This window comes from Enterobacter cloacae complex sp. OE43NF, assembly GCF_023544405.1.
Lineage (GTDB): Bacteria > Pseudomonadota > Gammaproteobacteria > Enterobacterales > Enterobacteriaceae > Enterobacter > Enterobacter cloacae.
The window spans coordinates 1-24914 of record NZ_JAMJFW010000038.1; the positions used below are offsets into that span (position 1 = coordinate 1).

Here is a 24914-nt window from a genome sequence, read left to right on the forward strand (position 1 = left end):
TAAATAAGAAGAACCCCGTACCGTAAGGTGCGGGGTTTTTTGCTTTTGTTTTTCTCCCTCACTCTCACCCTCTCCCTGCGGAAGAGGGCATCAGACCGCACCATTCCCCTCCTGGGCTTTCTCCGGAACTTACCTTGCTAACGAAATTTGTGATCTCCCTCGCAATGTTATTTATAACAAAATAATAACATTTAATTTACAAGGTATTGAGTTCCTTCAGAGCTCAGCATGCCGTTGTTTATGGCAGGAGTATAATCATAATGACCGAAAGCATTACATCGAACGGGACGCTGGTTGCCAGTGATACCCGAAGAAGGGTATGGGCAATTGTTAGTGCCTCATCCGGTAACCTGGTTGAATGGTTCGACTTTTACGTCTACTCATTCTGTTCACTTTACTTCGCACATATTTTCTTCCCGTCAGGAAACACCACAACGCAACTACTGCAAACGGCAGGTGTATTTGCAGCAGGATTCTTAATGCGGCCGATTGGTGGCTGGTTATTTGGCCGTATCGCAGACCGTCGCGGGCGTAAAACCTCCATGCTGATCTCGGTCTGCATGATGTGTTTTGGTTCCCTTATCATCGCCTGTCTGCCGGGGTATGACGCTATTGGAACCTGGGCGCCCGCCCTTTTATTGCTGGCTCGTTTATTCCAGGGACTCTCCGTTGGGGGAGAGTACGGCACCAGCGCCACGTACATGAGTGAAATTGCACTTGAAGGTCGGAAGGGTTTTTACGCCTCTTTCCAGTATGTCACGCTCATCGGCGGTCAACTGCTGGCCATTCTGGTTGTCGTGATCCTGCAGCAGATCCTCACCGACAGCCAGCTTCATGAATGGGGATGGCGAATTCCTTTCGCGATGGGGGCTGCACTGGCGATCGTGGCGCTTTGGCTGCGCCGTCAGTTAGACGAAACCTCGCAAAAAGAGGTCAGGGCGCTGAAGGAAGCGGGATCGTTTAAAGGACTATGGCGAAACCGCAAAGCTTTCCTGATGGTTCTCGGTTTCACCGCCGGTGGTTCACTCAGTTTTTATACTTTTACCACCTACATGCAAAAGTATCTGGTGAATACCACGGGAATGCACGCCAACGTCGCCAGCGTCATCATGACCGCCGCGCTGTTCGTCTTTATGCTGATACAGCCGCTAATTGGTGCGCTCTCAGATAAGATCGGCCGTCGCACATCAATGTTGATTTTTGGTGGCATGTCTGCCTTATGTACCGTCCCCATTTTAACCGCGCTTCAGCACGTCTCATCACCTTATGCCGCATTTGCTTTGGTGATGCTGGCGATGGTGATTGTGAGTTTCTACACCTCGATCAGCGGGATACTCAAGGCCGAGATGTTCCCGGCACAGGTGCGTGCTTTGGGAGTAGGGCTTTCTTATGCGGTTGCCAATGCCCTGTTTGGTGGTTCGGCGGAGTACGTTGCGCTGTCCCTGAAATCATGGGGAAGCGAAACGACATTCTTCTGGTATGTGACGATCATGGGGGCGCTGGCCTTTATCGTATCCCTGATGCTGCATCGCAAAGGGAAAGGTATTCGTCTTTAATAATGCGCCATCTGCCACACGGCATAGCCGGTCGTGGCACCGGCAACATCCCAGGCAAAATCTTTCCAGCTCCAGCCGCTCCCTGAGGGGCGGCTATCCCATAATTCTTTAGATGCCCCAAGGCTGACTGAGAACATCAGGCCGATTGCCGCACTACGATCCCGGCTATATCCCTGGTGCTGGGCGTACTCATTACCGGCAGCGGACAACATCGCGGATGCGAGGAAGTGTTGCGCTTTATCCTGACCGGACCAACTATCGTTCGCCATATGGCTACAGCCGGTTAAACAGAGGGTCATGACTAACAGAGGAAGACGCATCAACAGCTCCATAAAAAAGCCCTGCGGGTGGCAGGGCCTGGATATTACAGAATACGGCTGATAAGACGATCGATACGGATGCGACGCAAACGGCGAATAAGCTTACGAACCTTCACCGGATAATCGGCAATGCTCTGTAGCTCGCGATAATGACGAACAACCGTCGTATGTGTACGAATAAGTTCCAGTTCACGTTCACGCTGCGCGGCCAGTTCATGTTGTGGATCGTGGATCAGAATTGCGTTTTCCAGATCCAGACGCCAGGCACGAGGGTTCAGGTTGTTGCCGGTCAGCAGCATCCATTCATCATCAACCCACATTCCTTTGAGATGATAACTGTTATCTTCATCTTTCCAGAGACGCACCACCAGCTGGTCGGTGTTTACGTAATACTGTAAGCGACTGAGGAAACGACGCAGGTTAATCTCATAAAGGTAGGGCAGGGCGCCGATGATTTTGAAAGGTTGATCTTCTGGAATGAAAAAGTCATTCGCCGTTTTATCACCGACAATGATTTCCACTTTTTTACCGTCGCGCAGCAGCTGAATGATATTGCGCACCAGCACGGCGGGAAGGTTAAAGTACGGCGTACAGATAGTGAGCTTCTGCTCCGCGCACGGCATCAGATGGAAAATCGTTTTGTTCAGCAGGCTGGATTTGCCTAAGCCCACCAGAGGTGTAACGGACAACTCTTCGTTGCTTGCATCGCCCTGGAAATGATAAACCGCATCGCGCAGCTCCTGGCGGAACGCACGAACGTCGTTCTTGATTTCCGGGCTTTTCGGGCGATGAGGATCGTCAAGGCGATTCACACCTCGGCCATGTACCAGATGCTTATCCACCCAATTAAACATGATGTCGGCCATCTGCGAATTACGGATCAGATGGTAGCGGTCGTAGCGATACTTATCGAGCTGATGAAGGTAAACATCATTCAGACTCGCGCCACTATAAAGCACGCTGTCATCGATGATGAACCCTTTGAAATGGAGTACGCCAAGCGCTTCACGGGTATTCACCGGCACCCCGTAAACAGGGACATCAACGCCAGGATTTTCCTGCGCCGTGCGGCAATACCAGTCTGCGTTTGTATTTGAAGCAGCAGCGCCAATACGGCCACGCTGAGCGCGGTGCCAGTCAACCAGCACGCGAACATCCAGTTCAGGACGCTGACGCTTGGCTTCGTAGAGCGCATTCAGGATCGCGCGGCCACCTTCATCTTGTTCAAGATAGAGTGCCACAATGCAAATGCGTCGCGTGGCGCTGGCAATCTTTTCCAGAAGCGTCTCCCGAAAATGAGCGGGAGCGTAAAAGAACTCTACATCATCAACTGACTGAGAAATCTTCGGTAGTTGAGCAAGGTGTTGTTGATGTTTATTACGCTTAAATTTTGACAACATCACAGTGCGTTTCTTCTCTGTTCATTGAAGGGTTGTCTGTACCATGCAAACAACATAAGCGGACAATGATACCACCAGTCCCGTCCAAAGTGGGTAACATTTCCAGTAGCTTACTCGGGTTTATCCGGCGATTTCAGAGTGAGGGAGAGGGCAACAATCCCCTCGTCCAGCTGAATATCAACGTCAAAACCGAGTTTTCGCGCCAGGGTCACCATACCGCGATTGTTTGGCATAGTAATGCCATTCAGGCGTAACAATCCGTGATCGCGCGTATAACTGATGAGTTTTTCCAGTAGCCGCCGCCCAAGGCCCAGGCCTTTAAGATCGGAGCGCACCAGTACGGCAAACTCCGCATCGACGTTATCCGGATCTGAAATAGCACGCGTCACGCCAAGGATCTCATCACCGTTTTCGGAACGACGAACGGCGACAAAGGCCATTTCTCGATCGTAGTCGATCTGGGTCATATTGGCTAAATCATCATGGGTAAATTCGTTGATTTCGCTGAAGTAGCGATAGTAAAGATCCTCTTTCGTGACCTGAGAGATAAACGTCCGCAGTTGCGGTTCGTCTTCCGGCAAAATGGGGCGAAACAGCGAACGCTCACCGTTCTTCATCTCCACCCACTCTTCCAGTTGCAGAGGATAAGGACGGATCGCCAGACGGCTCTCTCTGTCGCCTTCGAATGGCGCGATATCCAGGGTGACGTCCAGCGCCGTGAACTCATTGCCGGAGGCGAGCAGAGGATGAATGTCCAGCCGCTGGATCTCCGCGCAATCGACTATCAGGTTTGAGACCTGCACCAGGAACTGGCTTAACCCCGCAATATCGAGCGGACGCAGGGCGCTCCGGCCACGAATTTTTTTGCTTTTGATGGCCTGAATAATCAGATAGCGAGCAAGGTTCATGTTCAGCGGCGGTAAGGCCACCACGGCTTGTTCTTCAGGGCGCCATTCCACGCCACCTTCTCCCAGCATGATGAGCGGGCCAAAAACCGGATCGTGCTCAACAACCACCCGCAGTTCCTGTGCGCCCGCGCGGTTCGCCATGCTTTGCACCAGCAGTCCGTGGATCCTGGCCTGAGGCCAGGCCATTTTTACGCGGTCGAAAATAGCATCTGCCGCTTGCTGAACTTCAGCCGCGGTTCGAAGATACAGCATTACCCCCTGCACATCGGACTTGTGGGGAATATCCGGTGAGCGAAGCTTAAGGGCGACCGGATAACCAATCTGTTCGGCAATATGTACTGCTTCCGCGCTGTCGCTGGCGATCCAGGTTGGCAGCGTCTGCATCCCATAGCTACCAAGAATGGGTTGCACTTCGTGAGTGTCCAGCGATGTTGCACCTTCATCGATAGCCTGTTGCAACAGCCGGTGAACGTCGACGGAATTTGCCGTCAGATTGCCGGGCAATGCTGGAGTTTCACGTAACTGTTTCTGGTTACGACGGTACTCCACCATATGCATAAAGGCGGTAATAGTCCCTTCCGGGGTACGGTACGTTGGCAACCCCGCTTCGCTGAACAGTCGCCGTGCCTCCTGAGAGGAGAATTCACCGCACCAGTTGGTGAGCAGAGTGACGTATTTACCACGCGGATGGTTACGCACTGCTTCAATGAGGGCTCGCGCGCTCTCGCTGCCAGGAGCGACCGCGCTGGGGGAGTGGATAATCATCAGCGCATCGAAATCCTGACTATCCAGCAAAATAGAAATGGCTTTGATATAGCGATCGCTACTGGCATCATCGCGTAAATCAAGGGGGTTCCCGGGGGCAACGCTGATGGGTAAAGCCTCTCTCAGGCGCTGAAGCGTCTCTTCACCGAGCGTGGCCAGCTTGCCATTACGTAGCCACAGTTCGTCCAGCGCCAGCGCCGCCGGAGCTGCACCGTTACTGACGATCATTAATTTCTCTCCGCGCAACGGACGCATATGACTCAACGTCTCGACGGCGGAAAAAAGTTCGTGCGTGTCCTGTACCCGCAGTAAACCCGCGCGCTGGATGGCCGCATCCCAGGCGGGATCCATCCCGGAATGGGAATGCAGCAGGCTTTGTGCTGCAGGGCTGCGTCCGCTTTTGATGACCAGGATGGGTTTATTACGTGACGCGCTGCGCGATGCCGACACAAAACGACGGGCGTCGCTGAGGTGTTCAAGATAAAGCAGGATCGCACTGGTTTTGCTGTCACGCGCCAGAAAATCCAGCAGTTCATCCACGTCGATATCCAGGCTGTCACCCAGGGCGATGAAGTAGGAGAACCCCATCTCACGCTGCTGCGCCCAGTCAAGGATCGTGTTGGATACCGCAGCCGACTGCGAAATAAAAGCAAGTTTGCCTTTACGGATCGGCACTGGAGAAAAGCTGGCATTCAGTCCTTGCCAGGGGGCGAGTAATCCCAGACTGTTCGGCCCAAGAATACGCATTTGATAGCGGCTGGCGCACGCCAGAAGCTCGGGCTGCTGTTCAGGAGGAGATGAGAGGATAATGCAGGTCTTACACCCTTTCTTGCCGAGCGATTCCAGCAATTCCGGGTTACGTTTCGCATTTGTACAGAGTACGGCCAGATCGGGTACGAAAGGCAGGCTCTGCACATCAGGCCATGCAAGTACCCCCTGAACGGCCTTATAGGCCGGTGTAACGGGCATAACGGGGCCATTAAATCCGCCGGCCAGCAGGTTGCGCATCATCAGATAGCCAGCGCGATCCGGTTTCATTGATGCGCCGATAACGGCTATGGATTTAGGACGTAGTAGCGCTTCTAACCCTCGCTGGCTCATGCAGGCCTCCTGTGAATGCAAGCGACCTGATGATTTTAAACGTTTTCTGTCCCGGTTGCTGTGACACTGCCCTTATGAACGGTTTTTCCCGCCAGATAGCGTTCGCGAAAACGGGAGAAATGGCTGCCCAGCGCGCCAGCCGCCTCGGTATCACCCGCTAAATCCAGCAGTGCGATCGCCACTTCGGCGGTGCAGTATTGTCCGTCAGCATGGGCTTCACGTAAGCGGTAGGCCGATACGCGAGAGAGGTCGACAGAAATGATCGGCAGCGCGTCAAGGTAAGGGCTTTTACGGAACATTTTCCGCGCTTCCGTCCAGGTGCCATCCAGCATAATAAACAGCGGTGGTTTTCCGGATGGCGGGGCTGACAATACCTGACGGTCGGCGCCTGCATAGGAGGCGGGGAAAACGACCATCGGCTGATAGTCCGGGCTTGCCACTAATTCGAGCAGGGCCTGAGGAGGCTCCGTGCGCGACCACTGAAACGCGGCCGTATCAGGCAGAATATCGGCGATCAGACGACCCGTATTGCTGGGTTTCATCGGTTCGGTATCAAACATGACCAGGCAAAAACGGCTTTCCGCCGTGGCCGGTACCAGCGTGTCGCACAGGCACACTTTTAACGGCAGCAGGCAGCGCTGGCAGCGACGGATGCGGTTGCCACGAGCGAGAAAAGGGCGAGTCGCGCGGGCAAGGCGTTCGGCGCGTAATTGAAGTACAGCGTTATCAGTCATGGGCGAAAGGGCAGGAAAAACCCCATTTTCGCAGAGGCGGGAACGGGGCACAAGATGTGCCCCGTGAATGTTACAGCGACTCGTTCAACCAGCTCTCGAACGGCGCTTTGGGTACCGCGCCGTTGAGCATGTCGATGACTTCACCATTTTTGAAAATCATGATGGTCGGAATGCTACGAATACGAAAACGGGCGCTGAGCTCGCGTTCTGCCTCCGTATTCACCTTCACAAAACGCATCTTCCCGCTGCGCTCTTCGGCGACATCTTCAAAGATTGGCGCGAAGTTACGGCACGGGCCACACCATGGTGCCCAGAAATCGACAACCACCGGGAGATCGTCCTTGAGGAGTTTGTCCAGCGTAGCACCTGTAGCGTTAATCACATCGCCATCAAACAACTCATGGCCACAACGCCCGCATTTCGCACCATCCTCGATCCGATCGTCCGGAATGCGGTTAAGAGCCTGACAGTTGGCACATACGGTATTCATAACTAACCTCTGATAGAACCATGGGACAGCGGCAGTATGCCGATAATGTTTCTAATATGTTACATATTATCAATGAGCCTGTTTGAAACGACAATGCGTTTTATTCAATGAGAACAATAGTCACAGGCTTTTGTACGAAATTATGGCTATGCGCTTGCACATCGGGTAATCTGCGCGCTTCGCGCAGCGCTGGTGGAGAAAAGCATGAACGACGAAATGAAAAATAAAAGCGGCAAGGTCAAAGTGATGTATGTCCGCAGTGATGATGACTCTGATAAACGCACCCAAAATCCGCGTACCGGAAAAGGTGGCGGGCGTCCGGCGTCCTCTCGTGCAGACGGTGGCCGTCGCCCCGCCCGCGATGACAGAAACAACCGTGGTGATGACCGCAAACGTGATGACCGCAAGCGTGACGATCGCAAACGCGATGATTTTGCACGTGAGGGTTCGTCACCATGGCGTACCGTGTCCCGCGCGCCTGGCGATGAGACGCCTGAAAAAGCCGATCACGGCGGCATCAGCGGTAAAAGCTTTATCGATCCGGAAGTGCTGCGCCGTCAGCGTGCGGAAGAGACACGCGTGTATGGCGAAAACGCCTGTCAGGCTCTGTTCCAGAGCCGCCCTGAGTGTATCGTTCGTGCATGGTTTATCCAGAGCGTCACCCCTCGCTTCAAAGAAGCCCTGCGCTGGATGGCGGCAAACCGTAAAGCCTACCATGTGGTTGATGATGCCGAGTTGACGAAAGCGTCAGGCACCGAACACCACGGTGGTGTCTGCTTCCTGATCAAAAAACGCAACGGCACAACGGTGCAACAGTGGGTCAGCCAGGCCGGTGCCGATGACTGCGTGCTGGCGCTGGAAGATGTGGGTAACCCGCATAACCTGGGTGCGATGATGCGCAGCTGCGCGCACTTCGGCGTTAAAGGGGTACTGCTGCAGGATGCTGCGCTGCTGGAATCCGGTGCTGCGATCCGTACTGCGGAAGGCGGTGCCGAGCACGTTCAGCCGATCACCGGCGACAGCGTTCTGGATGCCATCGAGCAGTTCCGTAAAGCGGGCTATTCCATTGTGACGACCTCCAGCCATGCCGGTACGCCGCTGTTTAAAGCGACGCTGCCGCGCAAGATGGTGCTGGTGTTAGGTCAGGAACGTGATGGTCTGTCAGACGCGGCACTCTCGAGTGCGGATCTGAGCGTCTCTATTGACGGGACGGGCAATGTGGAAAGTCTGAACGTTTCCGTCGCGACCGGCGTACTGCTGGCGGAGTGGTGGCGTCAGAACAAAGCATAAGCTTTTTATGTGCCGGGCCAGCCCGGCACATTCATTTCCTACTCGCTTTCTGCCGGTAACACGGGCATCCAGTCAATCGGCGTTTCGCCACGTTTTTCCAGCCACTCATTCGCCAGAACAAAATGATTACAGCCAAAGAAACCACGATGGGCTGACAGCGGAGACGGGTGTGGCGCTTTCAACACGTGATGACGCTGACGGTCAATAATCGCCCCTTTCTTCTGCGCATGCGATCCCCAGAGTAAAAACACTACCCCCTCACGATGTTCATTGATAAGGCTGATGACTTTATCCGTAAAGGTTTCCCACCCAAGGCTGGCGTGAAAGTGCGCCTGACCTGCTCGTACGGTTAAGACAGTATTCAGTAACAGCACGCCCTGGCGCGCCCAGCTTTCCAGGTAACCATGATTGGGCCGAGTAAAACCGGGGATCGTTCCTTCAAGCTCTTTATACATGTTCAGCAGAGAAGGGGGGATAGCCACGCCCGGGCGCACGGAGAAGGCCAGCCCATGAGCCTGACCAGGGCCGTGGTAAGGATCCTGACCCAGGATCACGACTTTGACATCGCTCAGTTCGGTATAGCGAAACGCGTTAAATACGTCTTTCTGGGGCGGATAAATCGTCTGGCCAGACTGCCGCTCTGCCGCAACGGTACTGAGAGTGTTGATAAAATAGGGCTGCTGTTTCTCTTCTGCCAGCACATCGTGCCATGTCAGCGGTGTCGTCATCTCGCTCTCCTGCGAATCTCATTCTGCGCCTAGCTTAACCGCTAAATCCTGAGGTGCAAAATTCCATGCGGAAATTAGCCGTAACTCCTTAAATTATGGTTGAAAAATTACAAATTGATTTGAATTGGTAAGGCTGGAAAATTGATCTGAAACAATAAAACCAGACCACACTCTTTGTATGGTTGGTTATTTTGTTGATTTAAATCAATAAATCGCCGTGGTGTGAATGATATATATACACACAAGAAACAATGGTTTTACCAATTGGCCGCGAAAGGCCGACACCAGTTAATGTAGCCTAAGGGAGGCAACACATGATTACAGGTATCCAGATTACTAAAGCTGCAAACGACGATCTGCTCAACTCTTTCTGGCTGCTGGACAGCGAGAAAAACGAAGCACGCTGTGTGGTAGCAAAAGCGGGTTTTGCGGAAGATGAAATCGTTCCAGTTAATAAGCTGGGCGAAATTGAATACCGCGAAATCCCAATGGAAGTGAAACCTGAAGTGCGTGTTGAAGGTGGTCAGCATCTGAACGTGAACGTACTGCGTCGCGAAACGCTGGAAGATGCGGTTAAGCATCCTGAAAAATACCCACAGCTGACTATTCGTGTGTCTGGCTACGCGGTGCGTTTCAACTCCTTGACCCCGGAACAGCAGCGCGACGTTATCGCGCGTACCTTTACTGAAAGCCTGTAAGGTTTTTAGCCACGGGGGTGGAACAAAAAGCCGGGATATTTCCCGGCTTTTTTTTACTCTTCAGTTTTCGCTTCTGACGCAGTACCGCTTGGCTTACGGCGTTTACCAATATTCTTGGTATCGCGATGACGCTGCTTCACGCGCGGCTTCTCTTTTTCTTTCTCTTTTCTCTCCGCACGTTTCGCCAGTGCTTTTTTAGACGGTTTGCCCGTCATTTTTTCACTCGGTGCACGCGTGGTTGGGCGCAGGCCATCGACAACGCGGGATTTCAGCGGCTCGTCGATATAGCGACCGATTTTCTGCAGCAGCAGATGGTCGTGCGCTTCAACCAGGGAGATCGCTGTACCTTTACGCCCGGCGCGGCCGGTACGGCCGATGCGGTGCAGATAGGTATCACCGCTGCGCGGCATATCGAAGTTGATCACGTGGCTGACGTCCGGAATGTCAATCCCGCGAGCAGCAACATCTGTTGCCACCAGCACGTTAACGCGGCCATCGGTCAGACGCTTAATGCCTTCAGTACGTTTGATCTGTGCCATCTCGCCTTCGAGGTAGCAGTTGTTAATCCCGGCATTACGCAGCATTTCAGCCAGCTCATGCACACGCTCGCGCTTACGCACAAAGACGATAGTGCGGGTGGCCTCTTCCTGCTTCAGCAGGTGCTTGAGCAATTCAACCTTGTGCTCAAGGTTGTCCGCGCGATAGTACCACTGATGGATCTTCTTGCGTTCACGGGTAGAAGGCGTTGCCGACACTTCCACCGGATCTTCCAGCAGGCGCTCTGCGAAGTCTTTGATCGCGTCCCCTTCGAGGGTGGCAGAGAAGAGCATTGTCTGGTTGCGCCAGCGCGTCTCGCCGGCGATGTGTTCGATATCCTGCGCGAAGCCCATGTCCAGCATACGGTCGGCTTCGTCCAGAATCAGGGTTTCTACCGCGCGGCAGTCAAAGTTCTCTTCTTTAATGTATTGCAGCAGACGGCCTGTCGTCGCAACGACGATATCCTGGTTTTCGCTGAACACTTCGGCGTGGTTCATATACGCAACGCCGCCGGTGATTGTGGCGATATCCAGATGGGTATTCGCTGCCAGCTCGCGTGCGTGATCGGCAACCTGCATAGCCAGTTCACGGGTAGGCGTCAGGATCAAAATACGCGGCGGGCCTGATTTTTTACGAGGAAAATCGAGCAGGTGCTGCAACACAGGCAGCAAGTAGGCTGCTGTTTTCCCCGTGCCGGTTGGCGCAGAACCGAGCACATCGCGGCCCTCAAGCGCAGGCGGAATGGCCGCTGCCTGAATGGCGGTCGGGCGTGTAAAGCCTTTGCTCTCAAGTGCATTGAGCAGGCTTTCATCGAGTTCAAGTTCGGAAAAAGTCGTTACAGTCATGTTCTACCTCTGTGTGGGGCGCTGATTATAGACGTTACGGCTGTAATCTTCATCTGTTTGTATGGATATCGCTTTTCGGCCACTTCGCTTTCCCCTATGCTACTCCAGTTTCACTTAGAAGGTTGCTCTGACATGTCTCAACTCAAAGCGCAATTGCGCCGCGATGGCTTTACGTTTAAACAATTTTTTGTTGCTCACGATCGCTGTGCCATGAAAGTCGGTACAGACGGTATTCTACTGGGAGCGTGGGCGCCTGTCGCAGGGGTTAAGCGCATTCTGGATATTGGCACCGGCAGTGGTCTGCTGGCATTAATGCTGGCTCAGCGCACGGATGAGCATGTCACCATTGATGCGGTTGAACTGGATGCACAGGCCGCAGGGCAGGCGAGTGAAAATGCGCTCGAATCCCCCTGGGCAACCCGAATTAAAGTTGAATGCGCGGACGTACTGGCCTGGGCACCAGAGCAAACGGCGCGTTACGATTTGATCGTCAGTAACCCTCCCTACTACGCGCCCGGCGTGGAGTGCGGTACGCCTGAGCGCGAACAGGCTCGCTATACCGGTTCGCTCGATCATAAAGCCCTGTTAACCAGCGCGGCGAATTTAATTTCCGAAGAAGGGTTCTTCTGCGTGGTTCTTCCCGAAAGCACCGGCAATACCTTTATTGAGATCGCACGGGAGATGGGCTGGAACTTACGGCTGCGTACCGATATCTCGGATACGGAAGGGCGGTTACCACACCGGGTCTTGCTGGCGCTTTCGCCAAAAGAGGGTGAATGTTTTAACGACAGGATGGTTATCCGTGGGCCAGACCAGCGTTACTCCGAAGATTACACTGCGCTGACCCAGGCATTTTATCTGTTTATGTGACGCTGCGGGGAGAGAACCGACGGGCCGGATTCAGGCAGCGTGTCGGGATAGTCCAGGGTGTAGTGTAAACCCCGACTTTCTTTACGCATCATCGCGCAGCGAACAATCAACTCGGCAACCTGCACCAGGTTACGCAGCTCCAGCAGATTGTTGGAAACGCGGAAATTGGCATAATACTCATCAATTTCCTGCTGCAGCATGGTGATACGGCGTAAGGCTCGCTCAAGACGCTTCGTCGTGCGTACAATGCCAACGTAGTCCCACATAAATAGCCGAAGCTCATGCCAGTTATGCTGGATCACAACCAGCTCATCCGGGTTTTCCACGCGGCTCTCATCCCAGGCCGGTAAGTGCTCAGCTTGGCGGGCATACGGCATGCGTTTGGTTATATCCACCGCTGCGGACCAGCCGTAAACCAGACACTCCAGCAACGAATTGGATGCCATGCGGTTCGCGCCATGCAGCCCGGTATAGCTCACCTCGCCGATGGCATACAGACCATCCACGTCCGTACGGCCATGATCGTCAACCATGACGCCACCACAGGTATAGTGAGCGGCTGGCACAATCGGTACCGGGTCACGCGTCAGATCAATCCCAAGGCTGAGCAGCTTTTCATAAATCATCGGGAAATGCTGACGGACAAACTCAGCCGGTTTGTGGCTGATATCCAGATACATGCAATCCACGCCAAGACGTTTCATCTCGTGATCGATAGCGCGGGCGACGATATCACGCGGCGCGAGCTCGCCCCGCGGGTCAAAGTCCGGCATAAAACGTGAGCCGTCCGGGCGCTTCAGATACGCGCCTTCACCGCGCAGGGCTTCCGTCAGCAGGAAATTGCGCGCCTGCGGATGAAACAGTGCGGTTGGGTGAAACTGGTTGAACTCAAGATTGGCAACACGACACCCGGCGCGCCAGGCCATGGCGATACCATCACCAGAGGCAATGTCCGGGTTGGTGGTGTATTGATATACTTTGGAGGCACCACCTGTTGCCAGCACCACGGCTTTCGCCTGACAGGTTTCGACCTTTTCTTTATTACAATTCCAGACCCAGGCTCCCACCACCCGGCGCGTGCCCGGCAGGCCAATCTTGTCAGAAATAATCAGGTCAACGGCATTACTGCGCTCAAGCACCCGAATATTAGGATGGCTGAGCGCCTTGCTGACCAGGGTGGTTTCCACCGCTTTACCGGTGGCATCTGCAGCGTGCAGGATCCGGCGGTGGCTGTGTCCGCCTTCGCGGGTAAGGTGGTAACTCTCTTCGCCGTTTGGCTGAACCTGAGTATCAAAGAGTACACCCTGGTCAATAAGCCACTGGACGCAGTGACGCGCATTGCTGGCGACAAATTCCGCAGCATGTTCATCGACGATCCCGGCTCCGGCAATCAACGTATCTTCGACGTGTGACGCAATGCTGTCTGTTTCATCAAACACGGCGGCAATTCCGCCCTGGGCATAAAATGTGGAGCCTTCGCTCATCGGTCCTTTACTCAGAACAATTACGCTCTGATGCTCAGCCAGACGCAGCGCCAGCGAGAGTCCTGCCGCGCCGCTACCGATGATCAGTACATCACAATGTAGTTCAGGTGTTGTGTTCATGATTTTTGTTTAATTTACTAAACAGTGTTTGGGCAGAATAGCACCTCAGTGCGAGATATCGCACGTTTTTTTTATTCTCGGTTGCAATGACTAAACGCGCATGCGCGGATTTCCGGCATGTAAAAGAAGGAAAATATTTTGCGAAGCAGGTCGTTAGCGTCAGATTTTGTGGTGAAATAAAGCCTGGGTTGCGTTACTCTTCTGACCGGATAAGAGATGTTTGAAGTCAGAAAGTGGGTATGTATCGTGAACAGACTTATAATGAGAGAAAATAAACAGTCTGTGACGCGATGAACAAAAACAAAGGCGTTACGGAACTTATTGAAGAATAGACACTCCAACTCGGTGCTTGCTCAAAAGTGCGGGATTTGTAGAGTGGCGTTTCGATAACGCGTGGAATTTTGGTTTGGGGAGACATTACCTCGGATGAGCGAGCAGTTAACGGACCAGGTCCTGGTTGAACGGGTCCAGAAGGGAGATCAGAAAGCCTTTAACCTACTGGTGGTGCGCTACCAGCATAAGGTGGCGAGTCTGGTTTCCCGCTATGTACCGTCAGGTGATGTGCCTGATGTTGTACAAGAGTCTTTTATTAAGGCCTATCGCGCGCTGGACTCGTTCCGGGGAGATAGTGCTTTTTATACCTGGCTGTACCGTATTGCGGTCAATACGGCAAAGAATTATCTGGTCGCTCAGGGCCGTCGTCCGCCTTCAAGTGATGTGGACGCAATCGACGCCGAAAACTTCGAAAGTGGCGGTGCGCTGAAAGAAATTTCGAACCCTGAGAACTTAATGTTGTCAGAAGAACTGAGACAAATTGTTTTTCGCACGATCGAGTCGCTCCCGGAAGATTTACGCATGGCAATTACGTTACGGGAGCTTGATGGTCTGAGCTATGAAGAGATAGCCGCTATCATGGATTGTCCGGTCGGCACGGTACGTTCACGAATTTTCCGTGCGCGAGAAGCTATTGATAATAAAGTTCAACCGCTTATCAGGCGTTGACGATAGCGGGATACTGGAAAAGGTATTAGGCATGCAGAAAGAAAAACTTTCCGCTTTAATGGATGGTGAAACGCTGGATAGTGAGCTGCTCAATGAGTTGTCTCATTCTCCCGAAATGCAAGAGACCTGGGAGAGTTACCATCTCATCCGTGACACCCTTCGTGGTGACACCAGCGAGGTTATCCATTTCGATATCTCAGCCCGCGTGATGGCGGCTATTGAGAATGAGCCTGTTCATCAGACCACTCCGCTGATTCCTGAAGCTCAACCTGCACCACACCAGTGGCAGAAAATGCCGTTCTGGCAGAAGGTGCGTCCGTGGGCCAGTCAACTTACCCAAATGGGTGTGGCGGCATGCGTATCGCTTGCAGTTATCGTTGGCGTCCAGCACTATAATACTCAGTCTGAAACTAATCAGCAGCCAGAAGCGCCAGTGTTCAACACACTGCCGATGATGGGCAAAGCCAGCCCGGTAAGTTTGGGTGTACCGGCTGATGCCTCCGCCAGTGGCGGTCAGCAACAGCAGGTTCAGGAGCAGCGCCGTCGCATTAATGCGATGTTGCAGGATTATGAGTTGCAGCGTCGTCTGCACTCAGAACAGCTTCAGTTTGAGCAGGCACAAACCCAGCAGGCTGCTGTGCAGGTGCCAGGAAACCAAACTTTAGGAACGCAATCGCAGTAATGAAGCAACTTTGGTTCGCCATGTCTCTGATGGCGGGTAGCCTGTTCTTCTCTGCCAACGCCTCGGCTGATGTTTCATCCGGGGCGTTGTTGCAGCAAATGAATCTGGCCAGCCAGTCACTCAATTACGAGTTGGCATTTATCAGCATCAATAAGCAGGGCGTCGAGTCGTTACGCTATCGCCATGCCCGTCTTGATAATCAGCCGCTCGCGCAACTTTTACAGATGGATGGCCCGCGTCGGGAAGTGGTTCAGCGTGGTAACGAAATCAGCTATTTCGAGCCAGGCCTGGAGCCTTTTACCCTCAATGGCGACTATATCGTTGATTCTCTGCCATCGCTCATCTACACCGACTTCAAGCGCCTTGCCCCTTACTACGATTTTATTTCGGTAGGGCGTACGCGCATCGCTGACAGATTGTGTGAAGTGATCCGCGTTGTCGCCCGCGACGGGACGCGTTACAGCTACATTGTCTGGATTGATGCCGAAACCAAGCTTCCAATGCGTGTAGACCTGCTTGATCGCGATGGCGAAACGCTGGAACAGTTCCGCGTTATCTCCTTTAGCGTCAATAATCAGGTGGGTAATAGCATGCAGAATCTGGCGAAAGCCAGCCTGCCGCCGCTGCTCTCCGTTCCGGCGGGAGATTCCGTGAATTTCAACTGGGTTCCTTCCTGGATCCCGCAAGGCTTTACGGAAGTATCAAGCAGCCGACGACAACTGCCTACCATTGAAACGCCGGTTGAATCGCGCCTCTACTCCGATGGCTTGTTCAGCTTCTCGGTGAATATCAATCGCGCGACGGCAAACAGTGCCGAACAAATGCTGCGTACCGGACGTCGAACAGTCAGTACCACGGTACGCGACAACGCGGAGATCACCATCGTCGGCGAATTACCCCCGCAAACGGCGAAGCGTATTTCTGACAGCATCAAATTCAGGGCTGCACAATGATTAAAGAGTGGGCTACGGTTGTATCATGGCAGGACGGTGTTGCGCTGGTAAGCTGTGATGTAAAGGCCTCCTGTAACAGTTGTGCATCCCGGGCGGGTTGCGGCAGCCGCGTGCTAAATAAGCTCGGGCCGCAAACCTCACACACGCTTTCCGTGCCAAGTGAGCAACCGCTGGTGGCAGGACAGAAGGTGGAACTGGGCATTGCCGAAGGCAGCCTGTTGGGTTCCGCAATGCTGGTTTATCTCTCCCCGCTGGTGGGGCTCTTTGTGATGGGCGGCGTGTTTCAGATGCTGTTTGGTACCGATGCGGCGGCCATGTGCGGCGCAGCATTGGGAGGTGTGGGTGGTTTCTGGCTTGCCAAAGGTTTCTCCCCAAGGCTCGCAGCCCGCGAAGCGTGGCAGCCTGTTATTCTCAGCGTAGGGCTGGCACCAGACCAACTTCGTGTTGAGACGCTCTCCTCTGAGGCCCGGTGATCCATCGGGCTTTATCATCATTTACAACTTAAAAAAGAAAACACCATTTCTTCACGCTATACCTGGCGCTAAGTGCATTTCCAGGTAACGGAGATGTAGTGTAGAATGCTGCGTTTTCGCACTGAAAAACGTCAGGCTAAGAACAGCGGCCTCCAGGAATTCGTAAGGCATAATTATTTAACTATATGAAGAAAATACGTAACTTTTCGATCATTGCTCACATTGACCACGGTAAGTCGACGCTGTCTGACCGTATTATCCAGATTTGCGGTGGCCTGTCTGATCGTGAAATGGAAGCCCAGGTTCTGGACTCCATGGACCTGGAACGCGAACGTGGTATCACCATTAAAGCACAGAGCGTCACGCTCGATTACAAGGCGGCTGATGGTGAAACCTACCAACTGAACTTTATCGACACCCCAGGCCACGTTGACTTCTCCTATGAAGTTTCTCGCTCGCTGGCAGCCTGTGAAGGCGCGCTGCTGGTGGTGGATGCGGGGCAGGGCGTAGAAGCCCAGACCCTGGCAAACTGCTACACGGCGATGGAAATGGATCTTGAGGTGGTGCCGGTTCTGAACAAGATCGACCTGCCAGCCGCTGACCCTGAGCGCGTGGCGGAAGAGATTGAAGATATCGTCGGAATTGACGCGACCGATGCCGTGCGTTGCTCGGCCAAAACCGGCGTGGGCGTTACCGATGTGCTGGAACGTCTGGTGCGTGATATTCCGCCACCAGAAGGTGACCCGGATGCCCCACTGCAGGCGCTGATTATCGACTCCTGGTTCGATAACTATCTGGGCGTTGTCTCGCTGGTGCGTATTAAAAACGGCACCATGCGTAAAGGCGACAAAATTAAGGTGATGAGTACCGGCCAGGTCTATAACGCAGACCGTCTCGGGATCTTCACACCAAAACAGGTTGACCGTACCGAGCTGAAATGCGGCGAGGTGGGCTGGCTGGTTTGTGCCATTAAAGACATTCTCGGTGCGCCAGTGGGCGATACCCTGACCGGCGCGCGTAACCCGGCAGAAAAAGCGCTGCCAGGCTTTAAAAAGGTGAAACCACAGGTTTATGCCGGCCTGTTCCCGGTCAGCTCTGACGACTACGAGAACTTCCGTGATGCGCTCGGCAAGCTGAGCCTTAACGACGCCTCGCTGTTCTACGAGCCAGAAAGCTCCACGGCGCTCGGCTTCGGCTTCCGCTGCGGCTTCCTTGGTCTGCTGCACATGGAGATCATTCAGGAACGTCTGGAGCGTGAATACGATCTGGATCTGATCACCACCGCGCCGACCGTAGTATACGAAGTGCAGACCACCAACAAAGAGATCGTCTACGTCGACAGCCCGTCCAAGCTGCCGCCGCTGAACAACATCGATGAGTTGCGTGAGCCAATCGCAGAGTGTCATATGCTGCTGCCGCAGGAATATCTGGGTAACGTTATCACGCTGTGCGTGGAGAAGCGTGGCGTTCAGACCAACATGGTTTACCACGGTAACCAGGTTGCGCTCACCTATGAAATCCCAATGGCGGAAGTGGTTCTCGACTTCTTCGACCGTCTGAAGTCTACGTCTCGTGGCTATGCGTCACTGGATTACAACTTCAAACGCTTCCAGGCTTCGAACATGGTACGTGTGGATGTGCTGATCAACGGTGAACGTGTTGATGCGCTGGCCCTGATCACCCACAACGACAATGCCCCGTACCGTGGCCGTGAGCTGGTTGAGAAGATGAAAGATCTGATCCCGCGTCAGCAGTTTGATATCGCGATTCAGGCGGCCATCGGCAACCACATTATCGCCCGCTCTACCGTGAAACAGCTGCGTAAAAACGTTCTGGCGAAATGCTATGGCGGTGACGTCAGCCGTAAGAAAAAGCTGCTCCAGAAGCAGAAAGAAGGTAAGAAGCGTATGAAGCAGGTCGGTAACGTCGAACTGCCGCAGGAAGCATTCCTTGCCATTCTGCATGTTGGTAAAGACGGCAAATAACCCTAAGGAGTTGGCATGGCGAACATGTTTGCCCTGATCCTGGTCATCGCTACCCTGGTGACAGGTCTGTTGTGGTGTCTGGATAAGTTTATTTTCGCCCCAAAACGCCGTGAACGTCAGGCTGCCGCGCAGGCAGCCACAGGTGATGGGCTTGATGCGAAAACCCTGAAGAAAGTTGGCCCGAAACCGGGCTGGCTGGAGACCGGGGCATCGGTATTCCCGGTGCTGGCGATTGTGCTGGTGGTGCGTTCGTTTATTTACGAGCCGTTCCAGATCCCGTCAGGTTCCATGATGCCAACGCTGCTGATTGGTGATTTTATTCTGGTCGAGAAGTTTGCCTATGGCATTAAAGATCCGATCTACCAGAAAACGCTGATCGAAACGGGCCATCCGAAACGTGGCGACATTGTGGTGTTTAAATACCCGGACGATCCACGCCTTGACTACATCAAGCGCGCGGTGGGTCTGCCGGGTGATAAAGTCACCTACGATCCGGTTGCCAAAGAAGTGACCGTTCAGCCTGGCTGCAGCTCCGGTACCGCGTGTGAAAACGCGCTGCCAATCACCTACTCAAACGTTGAGCCAAGTGATTTTGTGCAGACCTTTGCCAGTCGTAACGGCGGCGAAGCGACCAACGGTTTCTTCCAGGTGCCGAAAGATGAAACCAAAGAGAACGGTATTCGTCTGGTCGAACGTAAAGAGACGCTGGGTGATGTGACGCACCGGATCCTGACCGTGCCAATTGCGCAGGATCAGGTCGGGATGTATTACAAACAGCCGGGTCAGCAGCTGGCCACCTGGATCGTACCGCCGGGACAGTACTTCATGATGGGTGATAACCGCGATAACTCCGCGGACAGCCGTTACTGGGGCTTTGTGCCGGAAGCGAATCTGGTGGGTAAAGCAACCGCAATCTGGATGAGTTTTGAGAAACAGGAAGGCGAATGGCCGACCGGGGTACGCCTGAATCGTATTGGCGGGATCCATTAATTCTCAATAATTGAACACGTAGTCGCTTTAATTAGCGGCTACGTGAATTATTTCAGCGATAAATCTCTTCGAACTAACGACATCCCCTGTCGTTGTGTATAGAATATTCCCCCGAAGTTTAAGGTTGGCCCTGCAAGGGTGCCACGGCACACGAAACCGCGTTGGTTTTCTCAGGTCGGTTTCGTGTGCTGCATTTTTGACGCATTCATTTATTGGTATCGCATGAACCCCATCGTAATTAATCGGCTTCAACGGAAGCTGGGCTACACTTTTCATCATCAGGAGCTGTTGCAACAGGCATTAACCCATCGTAGTGCCAGCAGCAAACACAATGAGCGCCTCGAATTTTTAGGTGACTCTATTTTGAGTTTCGTGATTGCTAATGCGCTTTATCATCGTTTCCCGCGTGTGGATGAAGGTGATATGAGCCGCATGCGCGCCACGCTGGTAAGGGGTAACACCCTTGCGGAAATCGCACGCGAATTTGAACTGGGCGAATGTCTGCGTCTTGGGCCGGGTGAACTGAAAAGCGGCGGCTTCCGTCGTGAATCTATTCTTGCCGATACGGTTGAAGCATTAATCGGTGGCGTGTTCCTGGACAGCGATATCCAGACCGTAGAAAAACTGATCCTGAACTGGTATCAGACCCGTCTGGATGAAATCAGTCCGGGCGATAAACAAAAAGATCCGAAAACGCGTTTGCAGGAATATTTGCAGGGTCGTCACCTCCCGCTGCCATCTTATCTGGTGGTGCAGGTGCGTGGTGAAGCGCACGATCAGGAATTTACCATCCATTGCCAGGTCAGTGGCCTGAGTGAACCGGTGGTGGGCACAGGTTCAAGCCGTCGTAAGGCTGAACAGGCTGCCGCCGAACAGGCGTTAAAAATGCTGGAGCTGGAATGAGCGAAGAAAAAACCTATTGCGGATTTATTGCCATCGTCGGACGTCCGAACGTGGGTAAATCCACCCTGCTGAATAATCTGCTTGGGCAGAAGATTTCGATCACCTCGCGTAAGGCTCAGACCACGCGTCACCGCATTGTCGGTATCCATACTGAAGGCGCGTATCAGGCGATCTACGTCGATACCCCTGGCCTGCACATGGAAGAGAAGCGTGCCATTAACCGTCTGATGAACAAAGCGGCGAGCAGCTCGATTGGTGACGTGGAGCTGGTTATTTTCGTTGTGGAAGGCACCCGCTGGACGCCGGACGACGAAATGGTCCTGAACAAGCTGCGCGACGGTAAAACGCCGGTGATCCTCGCGGTCAACAAAGTGGATAACGTACAGGAAAAAGCCGATCTGCTGCCGCACCTGCAGTGGCTGGGTAGCCAGATGAACTTCCTCGACATCGTTCCGCTGTCTGCAGAGACCGGTCTGAACGTGGATACCATCGCCGGTATCGTGCGTAAGCATCTGCCGGAAGCGACTCACCACTTCCCGGAAGATTACATCACCGATCGTTCTCAGCGCTTTATGGCTTCTGAAATTATCCGCGAAAAGCTGATGCGTTTCCTTGGCGCAGAACTGCCGTACTCCGTGACGGTAGAGATCGAGCGTTTCCAGAGTAACGAGCGTGGCGGTTACGACATCAATGGTCTGATCCTCGTTGAGCGTGAAGGGCAGAAGAAGATGGTCATTGGCAACAAAGGCGCCAAGATCAAAACCATCGGTATCGAAGCCCGTAAAGACATGCAGGAGATGTTTGAAGCACCGGTTCACCTGGAGCTGTGGGTGAAAGTGAAATCTGGCTGGGCCGATGATGAGCGTGCTCTGCGCAGCCTCGGTTACGGCGAAGATCAGTAAACCAAGACGACGCACGAATGGAAGGCTGGCAGCGCGCTTTTGTTCTGCATAGTCGTCCCTGGAGCGAAACCAGCCTGATGCTGGACGTCTTCACGGAAGAGTCGGGTCGCGTGCGCCTTGTTGCAAAAGGCGCACGTTCCAAACGTTCCAACCTCAAAGGCGCCTTACAGCCCTTTACGCCGCTGCTGGTCCGCTTTGGCGGGCGAGGGGAAGTCAAAACCCTGCGCAGCGCTGAAGCCGTCTCTCTGGCGCTTCCCCTTTCTGGCATCACGCTTTACAGCGGTCTGTACGTCAATGAACTCATTTCACGCGTTCTTGAACATGAGACTCGCTTCTCTGAACTTTTCTTCGATTATCTGCACTGTATCCAGGCCCTTGCTGGCGCAACCGGTTCGCCTGAACCCGCCCTGCGCCGTTTTGAGCTGGCGCTGCTGGGTCACCTGGGATATGGCGTCGATTTTCTGCATTGTGCGGGGAGTGGAGACGAGGTCGAAGACGGGATGACCTACCGGTATCGGGAAGAAAAAGGGTTTATCGCCAGCGTCGTGATTGATAACAACACCTTTACCGGACGCCAGCTCCGGGCGCTGTATGAGCGCGAATTTCCGGACCAGGATACCCTTCGTGCAGCAAAACGCTTTACCCGGATTGCGCTCAAGCCGTATCTTGGGGGCAAACCCCTGAAGAGCCGCGAATTGTTCAGGCAGTTTATGCCGAAACGTTAACGTTTTATCCCTCACCCCAGCCCTCTCCCGGAGGGAGAGAGGGAAGGAAAATGAATCAAAATACCGAGGATTGTCATGGCTGAATTACTGTTAGGCGTCAACATCGATCACATCGCCACGCTGCGTAATGCTCGCGGCACGGCTTATCCCGATCCGGTTCAGGCGGCGTTTATTGCTGAGCAGGCTGGCGCCGATGGCATTACCGTTCATCTGCGCGAAGACCGCCGCCACATCACTGACCGTGACGTGCGTATTCTGCGTCAGACGCTGGATACCCGGATGAACCTGGAGATGGCGGTCACGGAAGAGATGCTGACGATTGCCTGTGACACCAAACCGCATTTCTGCTGCCTGGTACCGGAGAAGCGTCAGGAAGTGACCACCGAAGGCGGTCTGGACGTGGCGGGGCAGCGTGACAAAATGCGCGATGCCTGCAAACGTCTGGCGGACGCGGGTATCCTGGTTTCTCTGTTCATTGACGCTGATGCGGAGCAGATCAAAGCGGCGGCTGACGTGGGCGCGCCGTATATTGAAATTCACACCGGCTGCTACGCCGATGCCAAAAACGATGCCGAGCAGGCTAAAGAGCTGGAGCGTATCGCGAAAGCGGCTACTTACGCCGCGAGCCTGGGTCTGAAGGTTAACGCAGGGCATGGGCTGACCTACCACAACGTTAAAGCCATCGCCGCCCTGCCGGAAATGCATGAGCTGAACATCGGCCACGCCATTATTGGCCGTGCGGTGATGAGTGGCCTGAAAGAGGCGGTTTCAGAAATGAAACGCCTGATGCTGGAAGCGCGTCAGTAATGGCTATTCTGGGCTTAGGTACCGACATCGTCGAGATAGCCCGCATTGAAGCGGTGATCGCCCGTAGTGGCGATCGCCTGGCAAGGCGCGTGCTGAGCGATAACGAATGGGCCATCTGGGAAGCGCATCAGCAGCCGGTACGTTTCCTGGCCAAGCGCTTTGCCGTTAAAGAGGCAGCGGCCAAAGCCTTTGGCACCGGTATTCGTAACGGTCTGGCGTTTAACCAGTTTGAAGTGTTTAACGATGAGCTGGGTAAGCCGCGCCTGCGTTTATGGGGCGAGGCCTTGAAGCTGGCAGAGAAACTCGGCGTGGCGCACATGCATGTGACAATCGCGGATGAACGGCACTATGCCAGCGCAACGGTGATTATCGAGAGTTAAAGTTTGTCCGCGTGATGCATCAGGACAAACTTATCCCACAACTGCTCTTCGCTTTCGACGTGTGCCGGATCCTTCAGGATGGTATTGGGGATCGGGCACACCTTCTGGCAGGTCGGCGTTTCATAGTGGCCAATGCACTCGGTGCAACGGTCAGTGTTAATCTCATAAATGCTGTCGCCCATCGAAATGGCCTGGTTAGGGCATTCCGGTTCGCACATATCGCAGTTGATGCATTTTTTGGTGATTAACAGCGCCATCAGGAAATTCTCAGAAACAACACAAACAGGGCGGGCATTATACGCTCATTCGTTGTTCAAACCAGTTTTTTTACCAGCTCTTCGCTGTGACGAATCCGCTCAGGCGCATGCTCCAGATCCTGCTGCACCAGCGCCATAAACAGCAGATCCGTCAGCATCATTTGCGCGCTGGTGGACGAGATAGCCGCGCTGCGCGTGGCCTGCTCCTCGGCAATGGTATACAAGCAGCGCGTTGCCCGCTGCTGCAGTGCATTGGGAGTAAAACCGGTAATAGCCAGAATTTTACCACCCACACGCAGGGCCTCGTCGGTGGCCATATTGATTTCGCGGCGTTCCCCGGTATAGGAGATCGCCAGCAGCAGATCGTCAGGATCCATGGCCTGCACTGTCGCCAGCAGGGCATGCATATCCTGTTCGACGATGGCGTTATACCCGATTTTCGTCAGCTTCCAGCCAAAATTACGCGCCACCAGCCCGGACGCGCCGATGCCGGTCAAAATGATCCGTCGTGCCGCACGCAGCATTGCCACGCTTTCCAGTAATTTTTCTTCAGTGTTGACATCAAGAGTGGCATGCATGGCCGCGACGTTCTCTTTGATCAACTTCTCGCCCACCAGACGCATGGGATCATCGCCACGGATCTGATTATGCACCGGCATGGATTGCGGATTGGGGTTACTCACCAGAGCTTCGCTAATCGCCAGTTTCAGGGCCGGGAAGCCCTTAAAGCCAATCTTCTGGGCAAACTTCACCACGCTGGACTGGCTCACACCCGCTTCGCTTGCCAGTTGCTGAGAGCTGAGATGGCGGGCATGGTCGGGCTGAGAAAGCAAAAAATCCGCCAGCTTTTTGTCGCTTTGAGCAAAGCCTGCATAACGCTGGCGAATGCGAATTAAACAGTTCATACGTTCTCCTGGCGAAAATGTGATTGTCTGCGCAAATACGAATTTTGCTCGCCTGAATGAATTTTATATTCCATTATAGTGCGATTATTATGAATTAAAAATTC

26 protein-coding genes are annotated in these 24914 nt (G+C 53.7%); 16 read left to right on the plus strand and 10 right to left on the minus strand.

Translation table 11 applies throughout. The annotated features are described in order from the left end of the window. The first annotated feature begins 260 nt into the window (after window positions 1-260). Complete coding sequence (locus M8370_RS16840) at window positions 261-1556, plus strand: MFS transporter (protein WP_013098335.1); 1296 nt, start codon at window positions 261-263, stop codon at window positions 1554-1556. On the opposite strand, the gene M8370_RS16845 is transcribed toward M8370_RS16840, so the two are convergent. The 5 genes from M8370_RS16845 to trxC all read right to left on the minus strand — a co-directional run bounded on the left by M8370_RS16845 (window position 1553) and on the right by trxC (window position 7274). Beyond that, a complete protein-coding gene (locus M8370_RS16845; protein WP_040023403.1) occupies window positions 1553-1876 on the minus strand; it encodes a YfiM family lipoprotein in 324 nt (107 codons plus the stop codon). The two genes, M8370_RS16840 and M8370_RS16845, sit on opposite strands and share 4 nt — an antisense overlap. Window positions 1877-1920: 44 nt before the next feature. Next, window positions 1921-3276: a CDP-diacylglycerol--serine O-phosphatidyltransferase gene (gene pssA / locus M8370_RS16850; protein ID WP_095439794.1), complete on the minus strand. Its 1356-nt coding sequence runs from the start codon at window positions 3274-3276 to the stop codon at window positions 1921-1923. Between the two features lie 110 nt (window positions 3277-3386). Next, window positions 3387-6050, minus strand: coding sequence for a bifunctional acetate--CoA ligase family protein/GNAT family N-acetyltransferase (locus tag M8370_RS16860; protein WP_013098332.1), 2664 nt, complete (start codon window positions 6048-6050; stop codon window positions 3387-3389). 35 nt (window positions 6051-6085) lie between these two features. Next, complete coding sequence (tapT, locus tag M8370_RS16865) at window positions 6086-6784, minus strand: tRNA-uridine aminocarboxypropyltransferase (RefSeq protein WP_062935169.1); 699 nt, start codon at window positions 6782-6784, stop codon at window positions 6086-6088. A 70-nt stretch (window positions 6785-6854) separates the two neighbouring features. Then, window positions 6855-7274, minus strand: coding sequence for a thioredoxin TrxC (gene trxC, locus M8370_RS16870; RefSeq protein ID WP_013098330.1), 420 nt, complete (start codon window positions 7272-7274; stop codon window positions 6855-6857). Window positions 7275-7478: 204 nt separating this feature from the next. Here trxC and M8370_RS16875 point away from each other — a divergent pair, with 204 nt between their 5' ends. Continuing rightward, on the plus strand, window positions 7479-8564 hold the full coding sequence (locus M8370_RS16875) for a tRNA/rRNA methyltransferase (protein ID WP_023620103.1): 1086 nt from the start codon (window positions 7479-7481) through the stop codon (window positions 8562-8564). Window positions 8565-8602: 38 nt separating this feature from the next. Here the strand turns inward: M8370_RS16875 and ung are convergent, their stop codons facing one another. Next, a complete protein-coding gene (ung, locus tag M8370_RS16880; RefSeq protein WP_250021444.1) occupies window positions 8603-9292 on the minus strand; it encodes a uracil-DNA glycosylase in 690 nt (229 codons plus the stop codon). A 314-nt stretch (window positions 9293-9606) separates the two neighbouring features. Between ung and grcA the strand changes: the two genes are divergently transcribed. Beyond that, window positions 9607-9990, plus strand: coding sequence for an autonomous glycyl radical cofactor GrcA (gene grcA, locus M8370_RS16885; protein WP_013098327.1), 384 nt, complete (start codon window positions 9607-9609; stop codon window positions 9988-9990). Between the two features lie 53 nt (window positions 9991-10043). Here the strand turns inward: grcA and srmB are convergent, their stop codons facing one another. Next, window positions 10044-11372 carry an ATP-dependent RNA helicase SrmB gene (gene srmB / locus M8370_RS16890; RefSeq protein ID WP_013098326.1) on the minus strand — a complete coding sequence of 443 codons (1329 nt, stop codon included), beginning with the start codon at window positions 11370-11372 and terminating at the stop codon, window positions 10044-10046. A gap of 132 nt (window positions 11373-11504) precedes the next feature. Between srmB and trmN the strand changes: the two genes are divergently transcribed. Then, window positions 11505-12242: a tRNA(1)(Val) (adenine(37)-N(6))-methyltransferase TrmN gene (gene trmN / locus M8370_RS16895; RefSeq protein ID WP_013098325.1), complete on the plus strand. Its 738-nt coding sequence runs from the start codon at window positions 11505-11507 to the stop codon at window positions 12240-12242. On the opposite strand, the gene nadB is transcribed toward trmN, so the two are convergent. Further along, a complete protein-coding gene (gene nadB, locus M8370_RS16900) occupies window positions 12227-13846 on the minus strand; it encodes an L-aspartate oxidase (protein WP_250021446.1) in 1620 nt (539 codons plus the stop codon). The genes trmN and nadB overlap by 16 nt on opposite strands. Window positions 13847-14195: 349 nt before the next feature. Between nadB and rseD the strand changes: the two genes are divergently transcribed. The 12 genes from rseD (at window position 14196) to acpS (ending at window position 23648) form a co-directional block, all read left to right on the plus strand. After that, on the plus strand, window positions 14196-14276 hold the full coding sequence (gene rseD / locus M8370_RS16905; protein ID WP_225368419.1) for a rpoE leader peptide RseD: 81 nt from the start codon (window positions 14196-14198) through the stop codon (window positions 14274-14276). Beyond that, the gene (rpoE, locus tag M8370_RS16910; RefSeq protein WP_006176728.1) at window positions 14273-14848 is read left to right on the plus strand and encodes an RNA polymerase sigma factor RpoE; all 576 of its coding nucleotides are present in this window, start codon (window positions 14273-14275) and stop codon (window positions 14846-14848) included. The genes rseD and rpoE overlap by 4 nt, the downstream gene beginning before the upstream one ends. Before the next feature lie 31 nt (window positions 14849-14879). Then, on the plus strand, window positions 14880-15530 hold the full coding sequence (rseA, locus tag M8370_RS16915) for an anti-sigma-E factor RseA (RefSeq protein ID WP_023620106.1): 651 nt from the start codon (window positions 14880-14882) through the stop codon (window positions 15528-15530). After that, on the plus strand, window positions 15530-16483 hold the full coding sequence (gene rseB, locus M8370_RS16920; protein ID WP_013098322.1) for a sigma-E factor regulatory protein RseB: 954 nt from the start codon (window positions 15530-15532) through the stop codon (window positions 16481-16483). The genes rseA and rseB overlap by 1 nt, the downstream gene beginning before the upstream one ends. Beyond that, window positions 16480-16956, plus strand: coding sequence for a SoxR-reducing system protein RseC (gene rseC / locus M8370_RS16925; RefSeq protein WP_038420411.1), 477 nt, complete (start codon window positions 16480-16482; stop codon window positions 16954-16956). Before rseB ends, rseC begins: the two co-directional genes overlap by 4 nt. A gap of 185 nt (window positions 16957-17141) precedes the next feature. After that, a complete protein-coding gene (lepA, locus tag M8370_RS16930) occupies window positions 17142-18941 on the plus strand; it encodes a translation elongation factor 4 (RefSeq protein ID WP_250021452.1) in 1800 nt (599 codons plus the stop codon). A 15-nt stretch (window positions 18942-18956) separates the two neighbouring features. Beyond that, the gene (gene lepB / locus M8370_RS16935; RefSeq protein ID WP_048972604.1) at window positions 18957-19931 is read left to right on the plus strand and encodes a signal peptidase I; all 975 of its coding nucleotides are present in this window, start codon (window positions 18957-18959) and stop codon (window positions 19929-19931) included. A 222-nt stretch (window positions 19932-20153) separates the two neighbouring features. Continuing rightward, on the plus strand, window positions 20154-20834 hold the full coding sequence (gene rnc, locus M8370_RS16940) for a ribonuclease III (protein WP_003860711.1): 681 nt from the start codon (window positions 20154-20156) through the stop codon (window positions 20832-20834). Further along, the gene (gene era, locus M8370_RS16945) at window positions 20831-21736 is read left to right on the plus strand and encodes a GTPase Era (protein ID WP_013098317.1); all 906 of its coding nucleotides are present in this window, start codon (window positions 20831-20833) and stop codon (window positions 21734-21736) included. The genes rnc and era overlap by 4 nt, the downstream gene beginning before the upstream one ends. Window positions 21737-21753: 17 nt before the next feature. Further along, window positions 21754-22461 (plus strand): DNA repair protein RecO, encoded by a 708-nt coding sequence (gene recO / locus M8370_RS16950; RefSeq protein ID WP_013098316.1) that lies wholly within the window; start codon window positions 21754-21756, stop codon window positions 22459-22461. A 75-nt stretch (window positions 22462-22536) separates the two neighbouring features. Further along, on the plus strand, window positions 22537-23268 hold the full coding sequence (gene pdxJ / locus M8370_RS16955) for a pyridoxine 5'-phosphate synthase (protein ID WP_013098315.1): 732 nt from the start codon (window positions 22537-22539) through the stop codon (window positions 23266-23268). Next, window positions 23268-23648, plus strand: coding sequence for a holo-ACP synthase (gene acpS, locus M8370_RS16960; RefSeq protein ID WP_013098314.1), 381 nt, complete (start codon window positions 23268-23270; stop codon window positions 23646-23648). The genes pdxJ and acpS overlap by 1 nt, the downstream gene beginning before the upstream one ends. On the opposite strand, the gene M8370_RS16965 is transcribed toward acpS, so the two are convergent. Then, window positions 23645-23905 carry a YfhL family 4Fe-4S dicluster ferredoxin gene (locus M8370_RS16965; protein ID WP_020690052.1) on the minus strand — a complete coding sequence of 87 codons (261 nt, stop codon included), beginning with the start codon at window positions 23903-23905 and terminating at the stop codon, window positions 23645-23647. The two genes, acpS and M8370_RS16965, sit on opposite strands and share 4 nt — an antisense overlap. Window positions 23906-23961: 56 nt before the next feature. Then, entirely contained in the window at window positions 23962-24810 is an 849-nt protein-coding gene (locus M8370_RS16970) for a MurR/RpiR family transcriptional regulator (RefSeq protein ID WP_013098313.1), read from the minus strand. Window positions 24811-24914: the final 104 nt, after the last annotated feature.